Origin of the sequence: Streptomyces odontomachi (genome assembly GCF_024435355.1) — a bacterium.
GTDB classification, from domain to species: domain Bacteria; phylum Actinomycetota; class Actinomycetes; order Streptomycetales; family Streptomycetaceae; genus Streptomyces; species Streptomyces odontomachi.
Genome location: NZ_JAMJWG010000013.1, coordinates 1 through 16,195 on the forward strand (window position 1 = coordinate 1; position 16,195 = coordinate 16,195).

Below are 16,195 nucleotides of genomic sequence, written 5' to 3' on the forward strand. Positions count from 1 at the left end.
CGATAGCAAATATACAAATACGTACAGAAACCAAAACAACCTAATACACACGACCTATATCAACTTGACAACGTCAATAAACGCACATCCAGCAAACTTGTTTATTTTTTTTTTTTTTAAATGACCGGCCCCCCCCCGAGATCTACCCCAGGACGTCCCCTCTTCCCCTCCCCGCCGCTCTCCCGATCCCCCCGCAACCGCCTCCAGCACCGCCTCCGACCCGCACGCCGCGCTGCGTGACCGGCTCGCCGACGCCCGGCTCTACCTGTGCACGGACGCCCGCACCCGGCAGGGCGACCTGCCCGCGTTCCTGGACGCGGCCCTGGCCGGCGGGGTCGACATCGTCCAGCTCCGGGACAAGCGGGCCGGCGAGCCGATGGAGGCCGCCGAGGAGCTGGCGCACCTGGAGGTCTTCGCGGACGCGTGCCGCCGGCACGGCAAGCTGCTCGCGGTGAACGACCGCGCCGACATCGCGCACGCCATCGGCTCCGACGTGCTCCACCTGGGCCAGGGCGACCTGCCCGTCCCGGCGGCCCGCGGCATCCTCGGCGCCGGCGTCCTCATCGGCCGCTCCACGCACTCCGCGCCCGAGGCCACGGCCGCCGCCGTCCAGGAGGGCGTCGACTACTTCTGCACCGGTCCGTGCTGGCCCACCCCGACCAAGCCCGGCCGGCACGCCCCGGGCCTCGACCTGGTGCGGCACGCCGCCACCCTGGACACCCACCGCCCCTGGTTCGCGATCGGCGGCATCGACCTGGGCAACCTCGACCAGGTCCTGGACGCGGGCGCCCGACGCATCGTCGTCGTCCGCGCGATCACCGAAGCGGACGACCCGCAGTCGGCGGCGGCTCAGTTCACGAAGCGGCTGCGCGCGGCATGATCCGGCGGGGCGGGCCCGGCCCCGCCGCACGGCTGGAAGCACCACTCACCTGGCGCAACCTGAACCGCAGATGCACCCTGTCCGATCCGTGGACGGCAACCGGCCAAATAATCCGACATTTAATCCTGTAAATAATTCTATAAACGAGACAATCGTCCCGGCTCTGCTTTGTGACCCGCGGCAGCCTGGCTAACCTGCCCGTATGGCTTTCGGCATCGCATCGGTCAGGTCGGATCGCGCACCCACGGTGCGCGACATGCTCACGTCCGGCACCACCACGTACTCGTTCGAGTTCTGGGCGCCGAAGACCCCCAAGGGTGAGCGGAACCTGTGGAACGCCCTGCGCCGGGTCGAGGCGGTCGCGCCGAGCTTCGTCTCCGTCACGTACGGTGCCGGCGGTTCCACCCGGGCGGGCACGGTGAAGGCCACCCAGCAGATCGTCGCCGACACCACCCTCACCCCGGTCGCCCATCTGACCGCCGTCGACCACTCCATCGCCGAGCTGCGCAACATCATCGGCCAGTACGCGGACGCCGGGATCCGCAACATGCTCGCGGTGCGCGGCGACCCGCCCGGCGACCCCATGGGGGACTGGATCCCGCACCCGTCGGGGCTCACCTACGCCGCCGAGCTGGTCGAGCTCATCAAGGAGTCCGGCGACTTCTGCGTGGGTGTCGCCGCGTTCCCGGAGATGCACCCGCGCTCCGGCGACGTGGACTCCGACACCCGGCACTTCATAGCCAAGTGCCGGGCCGGCGCCGACTACGCCATCACGCAGATGTTCTTCCACCCGGAGTCCTACCTGAGGCTGCGGGACCGGGTCGCCGCGGCCGGCTGCGACACCCCGATCATCCCGGAGGTCCTGCCGGTCACCAGCGTGAAGATGCTCGAGCGGCTGCCGCAGCTCAGCAACGCGACCTTCCCCGCCGAACTCCGCGACCGGATCCTCGCGGTACAGGACGATCCCGCGGCGGTACGCTCCGTAGGTATCGAGTTCGCAACGGAGTTCTGCGCGAGCCTCCTGGCGGAGGGTGTTCCGGGGCTGCACTTCATCACGCTCAACAACTCCACGGCGACGTTGGAAATCCACGAAAACCTGGGCCTGCACCCGTCGGTGGCCTGATACCGGCCGTACTCTTGCCGCACAGGGCGCAGCGGTCGTACGAGACGAGAGCGCATGAGAGGGGCGGGCATGGGCTGGACGGTCCTCTACATCGCATTCGGCATCGTTGCGCTCTGGCTGCTCGGCGAGGTGCTGTTGCAGTACAAGGCCCGGCTGCGCTGGCGGCTGCTCGCCTTCGTCGGGTTCCTCGGCGTGGTCACCGGCGTGTTCCTGGGCTCGGTCGTGGTCATCGTGCTCGGCGCGGCCGCCTTCGCCACCGGGCAGACCTACGTCACGCTCTCCTTCCGGCGGGGTTTCTCCACGGGTTGGGCACTGGGCGGCAGGCCGGGAGCGAGCAAGCGCCGCAAGACCGATCCCGGACGCCCTGAGGCCTTCCAGGACCCCACCCTCCAGGTCTCCGACGTGGAGTACGAGCCGGCCCAGCCGCCGTTCCCGTCCGACCCGCCGCCGCACCAGCCGGACCCGGCCGCTTTCCCCGCGGACGCGCCGCCGTATCCGCCGGAGACGTCGGCGTATCCGGACTCCTCGGTGTACGAGGACCCGTCGGTGTTCGAGGCCGATCGAGCGTCACGCCGGCCCGAAGCGCCGGTCTACGCGCCGGAGCCGCTCCCGGAGGACACAGGCTCGTACGGCATCTACGGCCGTGACACCGCTGCCGCCGGCGCCGGCTACGACACCCCGCCCCCCGCGCCCGACACCACCGCCTACGGCTACCCGCACCCCGACCAGCCGGACTACGTGCCCGCAGGCGCCGACACCGCCTACGCCCCGCCGTCCGCCCCGGCCTGGGACGCCGCCGCGGCGGGCGCACCGTCGGCCGACTACGCCACGGGTTACGGCTACGACGCCTACGGGGGCCACGAGGACCGTCCGTACGGCGAGGACCACCAGTACGGTTACGACAACGGCCAGCAGTACGCCGCGTACGCCGCAGACCCGTATGCCGCGGCGCCGGCCGGCCCCGGCATGGCCGACGGGGGCATGGGCGGCGTCCCGGGGGACACGCAGGGCTACGGTGCCCAGCCGCCGTATGACCCGTACGCCGGCCAGCAGGGGTACGACTACCCGTCCCAAGACCCGTACGCCGCCCAGGCCTACGACATGCAGCCCCAGACCCCCACCCCGCCCGACGGCGTCTGGATGCCGCAGCAGCGTGCCACCGAGGACCCGTACGACGCCGGCCAGCAGCCCCCGCAGCCGTACCCCTACCAGGGCGAGCCCGACGGCTACGACCCCGCGGGAAACCAGGGGTACGGGTACGGCCCGAACGAGCAGCAATACCGGTACTGACCCGGGCACTTGAACCGGTACTGAACTGAGCCGGCACTCGAACCGGTACTGACCCGGTGCTGACCCGCCGGCCGTGCCGCGCGATCCGCTGCCCGGCGGGTCACTGCGATCCGCGGAACTCCGGCCCCTCCACGATCAGTCCGGCGACCAGGGCACCCGACATGCCCGCATGCGGCAGCCCGCCGCCGGGGTGCGACCAGCCGCCGACCGTGAACAGGCCCGGCAGCCGTGTGGTGTTCGACGGATGCAGCAGCCGGCCGGCCGCGGCGGCCAGCGCGGGCGGCGGCACCGCACCGCCCGCCGCGCCCGTCGCCTCCGCGACGTCCGCCGGGGTGCGCACCTCGTGCCAGAGCAGGCGGTCACGCAGCCCCTCGATCGCGCGCTCCACGCGCGCCAGCACCCGCTCCACGTCGGCATCGGTGATCTCGGCGCCCGCCGGCACCGTGGCCGTGACCGTGACGGCCTCGTGTCCGGTGTCGGGCACCAGGGACGGGTCGGCGGGACGCAGCACCGTGACCGTCGGCGACACGGGGGCGCCGGGGCGGTCTCCCGGTGCCGGGGCGGACGGGGAGGCGCCCGTACCGAACAGCGCGTCGAGTTCGGCGGTGCGGTCCGCCGTGTGCACCACCGTGCGGTGTGCGGTGCCTTCGGGGCGCGGACCGCGCAGGGCCAGCAGGAGCGTGAGCCGGCTGGGCAGCCCCGACCTTGCCGGCACATCACCGGCCGTACGTGCCAGGCGGCCGGGCAGCAGAGCGTCGAGCACCTCCGGGGCGACACCGGCGACCACCAGATCCGCTTCCTCGACCGTGCCGTCCGCCGTCTCGACACCGGCCGCCCGGCCGTCCTTCTCGACGATCCGGGTCACCGCCGCACCGAAACGGAACTCCACCTTCCGGGCCTGGCATCGCTCGTACACGGCCCGCGCCAGGGCCCGCACCCCGCCGCGGACCGCCCACGTTCCGAAGGTCTGCGCCACGTACGGCAGCACAGCGGCGGACGCGGGGGTGCTGCGCGGGTCGAGACCGGCGGCCAGCGCATGGTGCTCCAGCACGGCGCGCAGCCGGGGGTCGTCGCCCAACTCCCACTCGGCGATCTCGGCGACGGTGGTCGCCGCACGCCTGCGCAGCAGTCCGCGCCGCACCACCGGTGCCGGGTACGGGTCGCGGTCGGCGAGCACCTGCCAGTTCGGCCACAGGGGTTCCTCGAGCAGCGGGCGGCGGCTGCGGTCCCAGGCCTCCCGGGCGCGGTTCAGGAAGGCCGCCCACCGCTCGCCCGCGCCGGCGCCGAGCGCCTCGTCCAGCGCGTGCGCCACGGCGGCGCGCGAGGCGTTCGCCAACCGCACGTCGGTGCCGTCCGCAAAGACATGCCGCACCGCGGGCTCCACCTGCGTCAGTTCGACGCTCTCCTCCAGCGGTTCCTTGCCGGTCTTGACGAGCAGGTCCCGGTAGACCGCGGGCAGTCCGAGCAGGCCGGGGCCCGTGTCGAAGGTGAAGCCCGCACGCTGTACGGCGCCCAGCGCCCCACCGAACGTGTCTCCCCGCTCGTACACCACCACCCGGTGGCCCGCGACGGCCAGCCGAGCGGCGGCCGCCATCGCGCCCATCCCGGCGCCGATCACCGCAATCCGTGCCATGCCAGGGACCTTATCGGCCGCCGTCACCAGCCCGTTCCGTGACCGGTCTGATGTGGCCGGTGCTCAGGGCCCGGTGTGCCCGGCCCCCAGGAACTGAGTACGGGTACCCAGGTGCACAGATGAGTAGCCAAGCGGATGGGGCCGATCCGGCGAAGACGGAAGAGTGAGGGCACGGAAGGGCGCGCGGCGCCGGACCGCCGACACGGGGCGGCGGAACGGCGCAGCGCCCTTGGCCACCGCTCCCGGAGGTTCCGGCGGCGGCCCGGCCCGGTCGACCGATGCGGCCCACGGGGGAGTGCGGGCCGTCGGGGGGACGACGGGCCGGACGCCACGGGCCGCGGGTCACGGACCACGGGAGCCGGTGGAGGGATACGGGGGGCGCCGGTCCGGTGCGGTCTTGGCAACGAGACCGCGGCGGACCGGCGTTTCGTGTGTCGTGCGCCGTTTTCCTGAGCCCGCTGCCTTCGTTCTCCAGCTTCCACCCGACCTCCGGCTTCCACTTGCCTTCCGAACGTGCGATCGATACATAAATGCAGGTCAGAGCCGATTGTCAGTGGCATGGTCCACGATGAGCACTGATGGCCACCGGGCCGTCACGGAGACGACAGGAGGTTCGCCATGGCCAGTTCTTCCGCAGCAGCCGCAGCCCGGCGCCGCGCCGCCGGCCCTGCTCCCTCGCTGACCGGCCCTGCCACCGATGTGCACCCCGTACTCCGCCGCGCCACGGCCCCGCCCGCAGCGCTCGACCTGCTCGCCAAAGCCCGCACCGGGCTCGACGAGGCCACCCTGCTCGACCCGCCGAACGAGCGCTACGCCACCGCCCACCTGGCCGCGCTGCGCATCGCCGCCGCCGTGCTCGCCGCCCGCGGCCGGCCGGAGACCCACCCGCGCCGCCGGGCCCGCATCCGGAGCGCATGGGAAGTACTCCCCGAAATAGCTCCCGAACTGACCGAATGGAGCGCCCTGTTCGCCTCGGGCGCCCGCCGCCGGGCTCGCGCCGAGGCCGGCATACCGGGTGCGGCGAGCCGCCGGGACGCCGATGACCTGCTGCGTGACGTGGCGATGTTCCTCCGTCTGGTCGAGCGGATGCTGGTGCTCCAGCCGGTGCTCCCGCACCCTTCCGGTGATCACCCGACCCGGCAGCACCGTGAGCACCAGGGCGACCCGGCGACCGACGCGCGGTGGCCCTCCCGCACCGAAGGGGAGGAGGACGTGAAGCAGGCGGAGCCGATGCCGGACGCGGGCTGACCAGCACGGGCTGACGGGCTCCCGGTGCCGGGCTCCGGGTGGCCGGGCGTACGGCGGGCGCGGGGACGTACCGACGGCCGGCCCGGGGCCGTACCAGCACACGGCGCAGATCGGTGCCGGGTAGGCCATACCGAAGCGCAGCGCGGGCAGGCAATAGGGTGGAGGCGCCTGCACCGTCCCTGCCCTGGGGCGGCAAAGGCGCACTGTTCGCCCATCGCTCCGCCGACGTACAGGCGGTGCCGCGCCGAGGAGTCACCCCGTGCCGGACCCGATGCGTCCCCGCGCTTCTCTCCGTACTGCCGTGGTCTGGGATGTTCTCCAGAACACCTTGGACCACCGGGTCAAAACCACCGGGCAGGCGCAACTCGACGTCCTCGACACCGGGGGCGGCAGCGGTCACTTCGCCGTGCCGGTCGCCCGCCTCGGCCACCGCGTCACCGTCGTCGACCCCAGCCCCAACGCGCTGTTCGCGCTGGAGCGCAGGGCCGTGGAGGCCGACGTCGCCGACCGCATCCAGGGCGTGCAGGGCGATGCGCTCGGCCTCTTCGACGTGGTCGAGCCCGGTGGCTACGACGCGGTGCTCTGCCACGGCGTCCTCGAGTACGTGGACGACCCGGCGGAGGGCCTGCGCAACGTGATCGGCGCGCTGCGCCCGTCCGGGGTGCTCAGCCTGCTGGCCGCGGGGCTCGGTGGTGCCGTGCTCTCGCGCGCCCTGGCCGGTCACTTCGCGGAGGCCCGGCAGGCCCTCGCCGACCCCGAGGGCCGCTGGGGTGAAGGCGACCCCGTGCCGCGGCGCTTCACCGTCGAGCAGCTGACCGCCCTCGTCCAGCGCGCCGGCGTGCGCGTCAGCGCGGTGCACGGCGTCCGGATCTTCGCGGACCTGGTCCCCGGCGCGCTCGTCGACACCGAACCAGGCGCCGTGGCAGATCTGCTCAGGCTGGAGGCGGCGGCCGCCGAGGTTCCCGCGTTCCACTCCATCGCCACGCAGCTGCACGTGCTGGGCGAGAAGGAGGCCGAGGCGTAGGCCTGAGCCCTGCCGGACCGCGCAGGCGCGTGCCTGGACCCGGGCAGCGGGTCGCGCAGGCCCGGGCCCGGGCCTGGGCATGGGCAGCGGTCGCCGCCCAGGCGCCGCGCAGGCGCCGGTGCCTGGATCGGCCGCGGCCCGGGATCGGGCACCGCGCCGGGGACCCGGCCCGGTACCGGTGCCGGAGGCTGTGAAGCGGCCCACGGCAGTACCATCGGGCCCCACCCGTGACCACCGGTTTCGGGGTCCGTGGCCGCTACCGGCCAGCACACGGAGCCCGCGCCCGCGTTGCCGCCCGGTGCGCGCCCGGATCCTCGCCCGCAGCGATGTCCTGCCCGACATGGACCAATCCGCTGATCAGCGACGCAGCCGCAGATGGAGTACTTCACAGGACACCCGATCGGGCGGCCGGCGCCGTATGATCGAAGGAGGCCGTCCGGCATGACGGACCGAACGCTGGGTAATGCACGTGTCAGCGACTCGGATCGCATGGCCTTCCGGGTGGCGAACTGGCGTAGAAGGGCGGGTTTCACGGGGGCGATTCCCTGCCTATCCTGAAGGGAACCCCCGGTCGTCCCGGCGACCGCAGATGAGGAGGGACTCCGTGCCGCTCTCGGAGCACGAGCAGCGAATGCTCGAGCAGATGGAGCGAGCGCTGTACGCCGAAGATCCCAAGTTCGCGACAGCGCTTGAGAGAAGCGGGCTGCGCAGGTACACCCGGCGGCGGGCCTACCTGGCGGTCGTGGGCTTCCTTGTGGGTATCGCCCTTCTCATGGGCGGCATGGTCGCCCCGCTGATCTGGCTCAGCGTAGTGGGCTTCCTGGTCATGCTGGCCTGCGCGGTGCTCGCCGTGACCGGCTGGCGCAAGGCACCGAAGTCCGGCGAGCAGCCAGCCGCCGGCACACGCGAGGTGCCCCAGGCGCGACGGCAGGGACGGCAACGGCGCTCGATGATGGACCGCATCGAGGAACGGTGGCAGCGACGCCGTGACGAACAGGGCCAGTAGCGGGCCCACTTCTCCACCGGGCCGGCAGGCCCTCCAAGCTCCAAAGGGCGACTCCGCAAGGTGTCGCCCTTCGTCATGTCGAAAGCACCGCCCTTCGCCAGGCCGGTGCGCATACGGCCGCCGCCGCCAGGCCGGCGCGCAGGTGGCTGCCGCCGGCGCCCGGCGGGGTCCGGGTGGACGCCGCCCGGACCCCGACCGGAGCCCCGTAGGCGGCGCCCACCCGGCGCCGACACCTACCCCTGCTGCCCCGACGTACGGGTGACCGGGGTACGCAGGCGGCGGAACAGGCCCGCCCGCACCCGGGCCGCCAGAGCCCGCCTACGCGCCCGGGCAGCCCACACCACCCGCGCCGCAGACCGTGGGGCGAACCGCGCCCGGATCCGGGCCGCGCGCCCCGCCGAGACGCCGATCGCCGCCGACAGCCGCCGCACATCGTCGGCCAGCCCTGCCGCCGGACCCGGCCGTGGCGCGAAGAGCACCTGCTCCACCGCGCTCGCCACCCGGTGCACGCACTCCGCGGCACCGGTGTCGAGCCGGGCCGCCCGCACGATCCGGGCGGCAGCCCTGCGCGGCGTCTCGGACTCGTTGGGCGCGATGCCGTAGTCCCAGGCCGTGTCCAGCACCTCCGCCCAGGCCGCCAGCGTGCGCGCCGCCGCATCGGCCGGGGCACGCGCCGGGGTGCCCAGACGCCGTGCCCGCACCCGCATCCGCCAGAACATCGGCAGCAGCGGCAGCGCGAGCAGCACGAGCGCGGCGCCCACCGCACCGGCGACGATCCACCCGAGCGGCCGCCCGTCGCCGCCGGAACCCCCGGCGGCGTGCGGCGCGGTGCTCCCGCACACATCCACCCGCTTCTCCTGCGCACTACAGCTGTCCGAGGCCGACGGCTCGGCCGACGGGACGGACGGATCGGGCTTGGCGGGCAACCCCGGGTCGCTCGAACTGTCGCTCGGCTCGTCGGTACGGGTGTAGTCGGGCAGGCTTCCGCGGTTCGGCGTCGGCTCGAAACGGATCCAGCCGACGCCCTCGAAGTACAGCTCGGGCCAGGCGTGCGCGTCCTTCAGGCCGACCGACATGGTGTCGGCACTCGACGGGGTGCCGGGGGTGAAGCCGACCGCCACCCGCGCCGGTATCCCCAGGGTGCGGGCCATGGCCGCCATCGCGAACGAGAAGTGCACGCAGAAGCCCTCACGGTCGCGGAGGAACTTGGCGATCGCCTTGGCTCCGCTGCCGGTCTGCACCGTGGTGTCGTAGGTGAAGCCGCCGTCCTCCGTGAACCAGGTCTGTAGCTTCACCGCCCGCTCGTAGTCGTTCCGAGCGCCGCGGGTGACGTCGCGTGCCGTGCTGGCGACCACCCCGGGCAGCGACGCGGGCACCTTGGTGTACTCCCGCTGCACCTCGGGAGGCGCCGGCGGCGCGTCGGCCAGCTGCTCGACGGTCGGCTGCACCACCAGGCTGGTCACCTGGTACCGCTCGCCCCGGGTGGTCTGGCCGTGGTCGCCCACCAGGGTGCGCCCCACCGGCTCGTACCGCCACCGTCCGGAGATGCTCACCTGGCTCGCCGGATACGGCATGGGCAGCCAGTCCTGGGCGTACCAGCTGGCCGCCGTGATGGAGGTGTGGACCTCCGTCCTGCGGACATCCGGCCCGAGGCCCTGCGGATCCGGGAAGATGTCCGGTACATCCGTGATGCGCCGCACCGACGGCCGCCAGCTGGCGCCGTCGAAGTCGTCCAGGGCCACGATCCGCAGGTACTGCTCGGTGCCCGCACTGGAGTCCGTGCGGTACGACATGACCTGCCGGTCCTCCGGCTGGTTGAGGCTGTTCTGGAGCGAGACCAGCGGGTTCACCGCCGAGATGGTGCCCCCGCCGCCCCGGCCGACGCCGCGGCCCTGCCCGGTCGGGTCCAGCAGCCCGCCGTCCAGCGTGGGCAGCGCCACCGGGATGAGGAGCGCCACGCCCAGCGCGACGGCGCCGATCCGACGGCCGGCGCGTACCGGCGCGACCGCCGAGCCACCACCCCCGTCGGCATCCGGCACGGAACCGAAGACCCGGCCCCACCGGGAGAGCCGGTCCCGGCCCTCGGCCAGGAGCAGCAGCAGGTAGCCGGCGGCCGCCAGCAGGAACCACAGCCAGTCCGCCGCGTTGTCCGACAGGCCGGCGGCGACCGAGTACAGCGCCAGCAGCGGCAACCCGGCCGGTGCCGCGTTACGGAAGGTCACGGCGAGGGCGTCGACGGCGAGTCCGATCAGCAGCACCCCGCCGACGAGCATCAGCCGTATGCCGTCGGTGAGCGGCGCCGGCGTCGCGTACTGGGCGACGTCGGTACTGCCCGTCTGCATCAGCAGGCCGAACCGGTCGAAGACCTCAGGCGTCGGCACGATCCCGGCGACCGCCTGCATCCGGGCGAACGTCAGCGTCAGCAGCAGCAGCGTCACCACGGCCTGCGTGAGCACCGTCAGCGGCCTGGCCAGCGGCACCCGCCGGGCCACCGCGCCCACGCAGGTCTGGATCACCAGCAGGAAGGCCGCCTCCAGCAGCCAGGTCGACGGATCGACCAGCGGCAGCAGCGCACACGACGCCAGCAGGGTGGCCACGGTCGCGCACACCGCCAGCCGCGTCCGGCCGCTCATGACCGGCCCCCGCCCCTGATGCACCCGTTCACGACCAGCCCCCCGTCACCTTGCCGGCGGCGGCGCTCTCCGACGCCCGCAGCCGGTCCGCCTCTCGCCACATCCGGGCCACCCCTGCGCCGGGCGGCACCGCGATCGCCGTCCAGCCCGCCTCACGCAGCTGCCGCAACCGGTCCTCGCACCCGGGCGAGGGCACCGCACTGCCGCCCGACCACATGGCGGGGTCCAGCAGGAACGCCACCGCGGCGCCGGAGCGCCGGCGCATGGAGGCGACCACGGTGGCCTGTCCCTCGTCCATATCGCCCAGATAGGCCACGAGCAGGCCCTCGGCACCGGTGCGCAGCACGTCGTACGCGGCCGACAGGCCCGTACCGTCGGAGTGGTCGAGGACCGCGAGGGTGTCCATCAGCAGGCCCGCCGCGTCCGCCGACTCCTGGCTGGTGCCCGCGAAGCCGTCGGACCCCTCACCGGGCACGGAGGCGCCGGTGTCCGTCAGCAGCCGCACCGAGAAACCCCGCTCCAGCATGTGCACCAGAGCGGACGCCGTGCCGGAGACGGCCCACTCGAAGGCCGAGCCGGGGCCCGCACCCTCGAAGCCGATCGCACGGGTGTCCAGCAGGACCGTGCAGCGGGCCCGCTGCGGCTGCTCCTCGCGGCGCACCATCAGCTCGCCGTAGCGCGCGGTGGAGCGCCAGTGCACCCGGCGCAGGTCATCGCCGTGCCGGTAGCCGCGCGGGATGACGTCGTCCTCGCCGGCCAGCGCGAGGGAGCGCTGCCGTCCGTCGCCGTACCCCAGGGCCGCGCCGGTCAGCCGTACCGGCGGCAGCGGCTCGACCCGCGGCACGACCGTGAGCGTGTCGTAGGTGAGGAAGGATCGGGTCAGCTCGCACATGCCGAACGGGTCGGTGAGACGGAGCTGGAGCGGGCCGAGCGGATAGCGGCCGCGCAGGTCGGAACGGACCCGGTAGGACACCTCGCGCCGGCCGCCGGACTCCACCCGGTCCAGCACGAAGCGGGGCCGCGGCCCCAGCACGTACGGCACCCGGTCCTGGAGCATCAGCAGCCCGGTGGGCAGCCGCGAGACGTTGTCCACGCTCAGATGGACCCGCGACTCGGCGCCGGCGGGCACCCGCGCGGGGGACAGCCGGCGGCTGCTCGCCACCCGGTACCGGGTGCGGTACAGCACCAGCGCACAGATCAGCGGCAGCGCCGCGAGCAGCAGCCCGACCCGCAGCAGATCGCTCTGCCCCAGCAGGTAGGCACAGACCGCCGCTGCGATGCCGGCCGCCAGGAAGGACCGGCCGCGGGTGGTCAGCCCGGCCAGGGCGACGCGCAGCGCACCACCCGTGCCCCCCGACGCACCGGCCTCACCGGGCCCCGCAGGCCCTGGCGGGGTGTGCGGGCCCGACGCCGGGGGTGCGCCCCCACTGCCCTGAACGGGCGTGGGAGGCGCCCCCACCCACGGCGGCGCGGCGCTGGGGGAGGACGCCTCGGTCATCCCAGCCCCCGGCCGCCCGGCTGCCCGCCGGACACCGAGGCGCCGCCGCGGCCGGTGGCGAAGCCGCCGTTCGGATGCGGCGATGCGGGGATCCGGGTGTGCTGGAGGATCTCATGGACGACCTGCTCGGCCGTACGGCGATTCAGCTGGGCCTGGGCGGTGGGCAGCAGGCGGTGGGCCAGCACCGCCACCGCGAGTGCCTGCACATCGTCCGGCAGCGCGTACTCCCGGCCGGACAGCGCCGCAGCAGCCCTGGCGGCCCGCACCAGGTGCAGGGTCGCCCGCGGTGAGGCGCCGAGCCGCAGGTCCGGGTGGTTGCGGGTGGCCGCGACCAGGTCGACCGCGTAGCGCCGTACCGAGTCGGCCATGTGCACCCGCCGCACCGTGTCGATGAGCTTCACGACGTCCTGGGCGTGCGCCACCGGACGCAGGTCGTCCAGCGGGGAGACCCCGCCGTGCACGTCCAGCATCTGGAGCTCGGCCTCCGGGTGCGGGTAGCCGATCGACACCCGGGCCATGAAGCGGTCACGCTGCGCCTCGGGCAGCGGGTAGGTGCCCTCCATCTCGACCGGGTTCTGGGTGGCCACCACCATGAACGGGGCGGGCAGCTCGTAGGTCTGGCCGTCGATGGTGACCTGGCGCTCCTCCATGGACTCCAGGAGCGCCGACTGGGTCTTGGGCGAGGCCCTGTTGATCTCGTCGCCGATGACGATCTGGGCGAAGATCGCGCCCGGTTTGAACTCGAAGTCCCGGCGCTGCTGGTCCCAGATGGACACCCCGGTGATGTCCGAAGGGAGCAGGTCGGGGGTGAACTGGATACGCCGCACCGAGCAGTCGATGGATTTCGCGAGCGCCTTGGCGAGCATGGTCTTGCCGACGCCCGGCACGTCCTCGATCAGCAGGTGGCCCTGGGCGAAGAGGACCGTGAGGGCGAGCCGGACGACTTCCGGCTTGCCCTCGATCACCCCTTCGACCGAACGGCGGACCCGCTCCGCCGTACTGGTCAGATCGTCCCCCGCTCGCGCAGCAGGACCCCCCTGGCTCGCTCGCTCGTCATAGGTCGTCACCGGCCCTCCTCGGCCCATCCCCGCACCCGCCAGGGCGCGGGGGAAACCCACATCAGGGCCGACGTATCTGCGTCACCGGCCCCACCCCGATTCACGGACACCGAACGGCAACGATCGGTTCCGCTCGACTGAATATCAGCATTCTTCTCCCGTCACTGGTTCGTGTCATCAAGTCTCCTTCGAGGACGGCCCCGACTTCGGCCGAACGCTGCTTCCAGGGCGAAACCCCGCCCGCACGGTCGGGTACGCTGACCCTCGTGCGTTGCGAGAACCAAGCACGCACAACGCGCTGAGCGAGAGCCAAGCCAGCGCTTCCTCCTTGGGCCTGTTCCAAGACCCCGGGCTGGTTCCAACCCGGCTGGTGTTGAGGGTGCAAGACCTTGTCGGTTGCCGACCTGCGAGGCTTCCTGAGCCACGAATCCCCCTGCTTCGGCTGGGAGAGGGTTCAAATCAGCATTCTTGTTGCCGTCACTGGCTCGTGTCAGCTGGCTGTGGATGCTTCGTGCTCCCGGGGGTGGCCCCCGGGAGCACAGCCATGGGCCACCCGGATCGGGCACGCCAGGACCGTCGCCGGCGTCACGCCGGGTCGATCTCCCGCAACGCGCCCGAGTGCACGTCGAACACGAAGCCGCGGACGTCGTCCCGATGCGGCAGGAACGGCGAGGTGCGCACCCGTGCCATCGACTGCCGCACGTCCTGGTCGACGTCGCGGAACGCCTCCACGGCCCACGGCGGCCGCTGTCCCACCTCCATCTCCAGGTCGTGCCGGAAGTCCTCGGTGATGGTCTGCATGCCGCAGTTGGTGTGGTGGATGAGGATCACCCTGCGGGTACCCAGAGCGCGCTGGCTGATGGCGAGGGACCGGATGACGTCGTCGGTGACCACGCCGCCGGCGTTGCGGATCGTGTGGCAGTCGCCCAGGGCGAGACCGAGCGCCGCGTGCAGGTCGATCCGGGCGTCCATGCAGGCCACGACGGCCACGTGAAGGACGGGCCGGGCGTCCATGCCGGGGTCGGTGAACGCGGCCGCATAGCGTTCGTTCGCTTCGACGAGCCGGTCCGTGACGGTTCCGGTTATGCCGCCGGGCGGGTCTGCCACGGTCTGGTCCTGAGGAGAAGTGGAAGTCGACATACCCCTGAAGGTACTGGGCCTGGCATGCGGCGTCCCGTTGTACGACCCGACAAACCCGACAAAGAAGATCAAGAATCCGTGGTGTGATCCGGTCCACAGGAGGCGTGCGGATCCACCGGGTGGGTGAACCCGAGGGGAACGTGCGGGTGATTTCGGACCGGAAGGTCCCCGGGCGGCGCGGGCCGTGCGGGCCGCGCGAGCGGCCCCGGCCGGTTGGCCGGACGACGCGCAGGCCGGTTGATTGACCGGGCGACAGTGTGGACTAAAGTGACGCGAAGCGGGAGGCCGGACGCGCTTCCAGCTCGGCCGTCCGCTCGGTCCGCTCGGTTCGTTTCCGCTGAACCCGCTGTTTCTGCTTGAGTTCCGCAGGGGGTTTCCCTTCCGGGACACATCCCGCGTGCGTGGGCGCGCACGTACGGCTCGGCCTCCTCCCGCCTCCGGTCGGCTGACGGCATCTCCCCGGCGGGCCCTCCCCCTTGCGGGGGGCACCTCCCGGCACCGGCCGAGGGAGGGCGGGGACCCGGCGGTGCGTGCCGCCGCGCCGGACCTGAGAGGGCCAATGCAAGGGCGCGAGGAGCACCACCCCGCCGACCGGGACGACCATGGCCCCCACGAGGCCGGCGATCAGCCGGCGGGCCGGGAGGAAGCCGGCGATCAGCCGGCGGGCCGGGAGGAAGCCGGCGGTCAGCCGACGGGCCGGGAGCGGCACGTTCCCGTCATGCTGCAACGCTGCCTGGACCTGCTGGCCCCCGCGCTCACCCCGCCCGGCGCCGTCGTGGTGGACTGCACCCTCGGCCTCGGCGGCCACAGCGAGGCCCTGCTGGGCACCTTCCCGGCCGCCCGGCTCATCGCCCTCGACCGTGACAAGGAGGCCCTGCGCCTGGCGGGCGAGCGGTTGGCCCGTTACGGCGAGCGGGCCACGTTGGTCCATGCGGTCTACGACGAGTTGCCGGACGTCCTGGCGCGGCTCGGCGTGCCGCGGGTGCAGGGGGTGCTGTTCGACCTCGGGGTCTCCTCCCTCCAGCTCGACGAGGCCGAGCGCGGCTTCGCCTACGCCCAGGACGCGCCCCTGGACATGCGCATGGACCAGTCGCACGGGATCAGCGCGGCCGAGGTGCTGAACACCTACCCGGCCGGTGAGCTGGTGCGCATCCTGCGCACCTACGGCGAGGAGCGGCAGGCCAAGCGCATCGTGTCCGCCATCGTGCGCGAGCGCGCGAAGGAGCCCTTCACCACCAGCGCCCGGCTCGTCGCGGTGATCCGAGAGGCGCTGCCGCAGGCCGCCATGCGCACCGGCGGCAACCCTGCCAAGCGCACCTTCCAGGCGCTGCGCATCGAGGTCAACGGCGAACTCGCCGTTCTGGAGCGTGCGCTGCCGGCCGCCGTCCAGGCGCTGGCCGTCGGTGGCCGGATCGCCGTCCTGGCGTACCAGTCGCTGGAGGACCGGCTGGTCAAGCAGGTGCTGACGGCCGGGGCCAGCAGCACGGCCCCGCCCGGCCTGCCGCTCGTCCCCGAGCGCTACCAGCCCCGGCTGAAGCTGCTCACGCGCGGCGCCGAACTGCCGACCGAGGAGGAGGTCGCCGCCAACCGCAGGGCCGCCCCGGCCCGGTTGCGCGGCGCCGAGCGGGTACGCGAGGAGGTCGCGTGAGCGGCACGGTCGAA

Annotated in this window: 12 protein-coding genes; 7 read left to right on the forward strand and 5 right to left on the reverse strand. The window is 73.0% G+C overall.

The window, feature by feature from the left end; genetic code table 11:
- Positions 1-232: 232 nt before the first annotated feature.
- The 3 genes from thiE to NQO67_RS24810 all read left to right on the forward strand — a co-directional run bounded on the left by thiE (position 233) and on the right by NQO67_RS24810 (position 3,293).
- The gene (gene thiE / locus NQO67_RS24800) at positions 233-880 is read left to right on the forward strand and encodes a thiamine phosphate synthase (protein WP_255952693.1); all 648 of its coding nucleotides are present in this window, start codon (positions 233-235) and stop codon (positions 878-880) included.
- A 202-nt stretch (positions 881-1,082) separates the two neighbouring features.
- The gene (gene metF, locus NQO67_RS24805; RefSeq protein ID WP_255952452.1) at positions 1,083-2,003 is read left to right on the forward strand and encodes a methylenetetrahydrofolate reductase [NAD(P)H]; all 921 of its coding nucleotides are present in this window, start codon (positions 1,083-1,085) and stop codon (positions 2,001-2,003) included.
- A 54-nt stretch (positions 2,004-2,057) separates the two neighbouring features.
- A complete protein-coding gene (locus tag NQO67_RS24810) occupies positions 2,058-3,293 on the forward strand; it encodes a hypothetical protein (protein WP_308295696.1) in 1,236 nt (411 codons plus the stop codon).
- A 100-nt stretch (positions 3,294-3,393) separates the two neighbouring features.
- On the opposite strand, the gene NQO67_RS24815 is transcribed toward NQO67_RS24810, so the two are convergent.
- Complete coding sequence (locus NQO67_RS24815) at positions 3,394-4,926, reverse strand: phytoene desaturase family protein (RefSeq protein ID WP_255952453.1); 1,533 nt, start codon at positions 4,924-4,926, stop codon at positions 3,394-3,396.
- 618 nt (positions 4,927-5,544) lie between these two features.
- On the opposite strand from NQO67_RS24815, the gene NQO67_RS24820 reads away from it, so the two are divergent.
- The 3 genes from NQO67_RS24820 (at position 5,545) to NQO67_RS24830 (ending at position 8,204) form a co-directional block, all read left to right on the forward strand.
- On the forward strand, positions 5,545-6,174 hold the full coding sequence (locus tag NQO67_RS24820) for an SAV_6107 family HEPN domain-containing protein (protein ID WP_255952454.1): 630 nt from the start codon (positions 5,545-5,547) through the stop codon (positions 6,172-6,174).
- A 259-nt stretch (positions 6,175-6,433) separates the two neighbouring features.
- The gene (locus NQO67_RS24825; RefSeq protein WP_255952455.1) at positions 6,434-7,198 is read left to right on the forward strand and encodes a methyltransferase; all 765 of its coding nucleotides are present in this window, start codon (positions 6,434-6,436) and stop codon (positions 7,196-7,198) included.
- Positions 7,199-7,802: 604 nt separating this feature from the next.
- On the forward strand, positions 7,803-8,204 hold the full coding sequence (locus NQO67_RS24830) for an SCO2097 family morphological protein (protein WP_255952456.1): 402 nt from the start codon (positions 7,803-7,805) through the stop codon (positions 8,202-8,204).
- A gap of 233 nt (positions 8,205-8,437) precedes the next feature.
- On the opposite strand, the gene NQO67_RS24835 is transcribed toward NQO67_RS24830, so the two are convergent.
- The 4 genes from NQO67_RS24835 to NQO67_RS24850 all read right to left on the reverse strand — a co-directional run bounded on the left by NQO67_RS24835 (position 8,438) and on the right by NQO67_RS24850 (position 14,533).
- A complete protein-coding gene (locus NQO67_RS24835) occupies positions 8,438-10,837 on the reverse strand; it encodes a transglutaminase TgpA family protein (RefSeq protein ID WP_255952457.1) in 2,400 nt (799 codons plus the stop codon).
- A gap of 28 nt (positions 10,838-10,865) precedes the next feature.
- Positions 10,866-12,335 carry a DUF58 domain-containing protein gene (locus tag NQO67_RS24840; protein WP_255952458.1) on the reverse strand — a complete coding sequence of 490 codons (1,470 nt, stop codon included), beginning with the start codon at positions 12,333-12,335 and terminating at the stop codon, positions 10,866-10,868.
- Complete coding sequence (locus NQO67_RS24845; protein ID WP_255952459.1) at positions 12,332-13,402, reverse strand: AAA family ATPase; 1,071 nt, start codon at positions 13,400-13,402, stop codon at positions 12,332-12,334. The genes NQO67_RS24840 and NQO67_RS24845 overlap by 4 nt, the downstream gene beginning before the upstream one ends.
- A gap of 576 nt (positions 13,403-13,978) precedes the next feature.
- Positions 13,979-14,533, reverse strand: coding sequence for a beta-class carbonic anhydrase (locus NQO67_RS24850; RefSeq protein ID WP_255952460.1), 555 nt, complete (start codon positions 14,531-14,533; stop codon positions 13,979-13,981).
- A gap of 559 nt (positions 14,534-15,092) precedes the next feature.
- Between NQO67_RS24850 and rsmH the strand changes: the two genes are divergently transcribed.
- Positions 15,093-16,181, forward strand: a complete 1,089-nt coding sequence (gene rsmH / locus NQO67_RS24855) for a 16S rRNA (cytosine(1402)-N(4))-methyltransferase RsmH (RefSeq protein WP_255952461.1) — start codon at positions 15,093-15,095, stop codon at positions 16,179-16,181.
- Positions 16,182-16,195: the final 14 nt, after the last annotated feature.

Bases quoted from the DNA above. Each gene is read 5' to 3' on its own strand.
- metF (WP_255952452.1), top strand. From the start codon at position 1,083: ATGGCTTTCGGCATCGCATCGGTCAGGTCGGATCGCGCACCCACGGTG.
- NQO67_RS24810 (WP_308295696.1), top strand. From the start codon at position 2,058: ATGAGAGGGGCGGGCATGGGCTGGACGGTCCTCTACATCGCATTCGGC.
- NQO67_RS24815 (WP_255952453.1), bottom strand. From the start codon at position 4,926: ATGGCACGGATTGCGGTGATCGGCGCCGGGATGGGCGCGATGGCGGCC.
- NQO67_RS24820 (WP_255952454.1), top strand. From the start codon at position 5,545: ATGGCCAGTTCTTCCGCAGCAGCCGCAGCCCGGCGCCGCGCCGCCGGC.
- NQO67_RS24835 (WP_255952457.1), bottom strand. From the start codon at position 10,837: ATGAGCGGCCGGACGCGGCTGGCGGTGTGCGCGACCGTGGCCACCCTG.
- NQO67_RS24840 (WP_255952458.1), bottom strand. From the start codon at position 12,335: ATGACCGAGGCGTCCTCCCCCAGCGCCGCGCCGCCGTGGGTGGGGGCG.
- NQO67_RS24850 (WP_255952460.1), bottom strand. From the start codon at position 14,533: ATGTCGACTTCCACTTCTCCTCAGGACCAGACCGTGGCAGACCCGCCC.
- rsmH (WP_255952461.1), top strand. From the start codon at position 15,093: ATGCAAGGGCGCGAGGAGCACCACCCCGCCGACCGGGACGACCATGGC.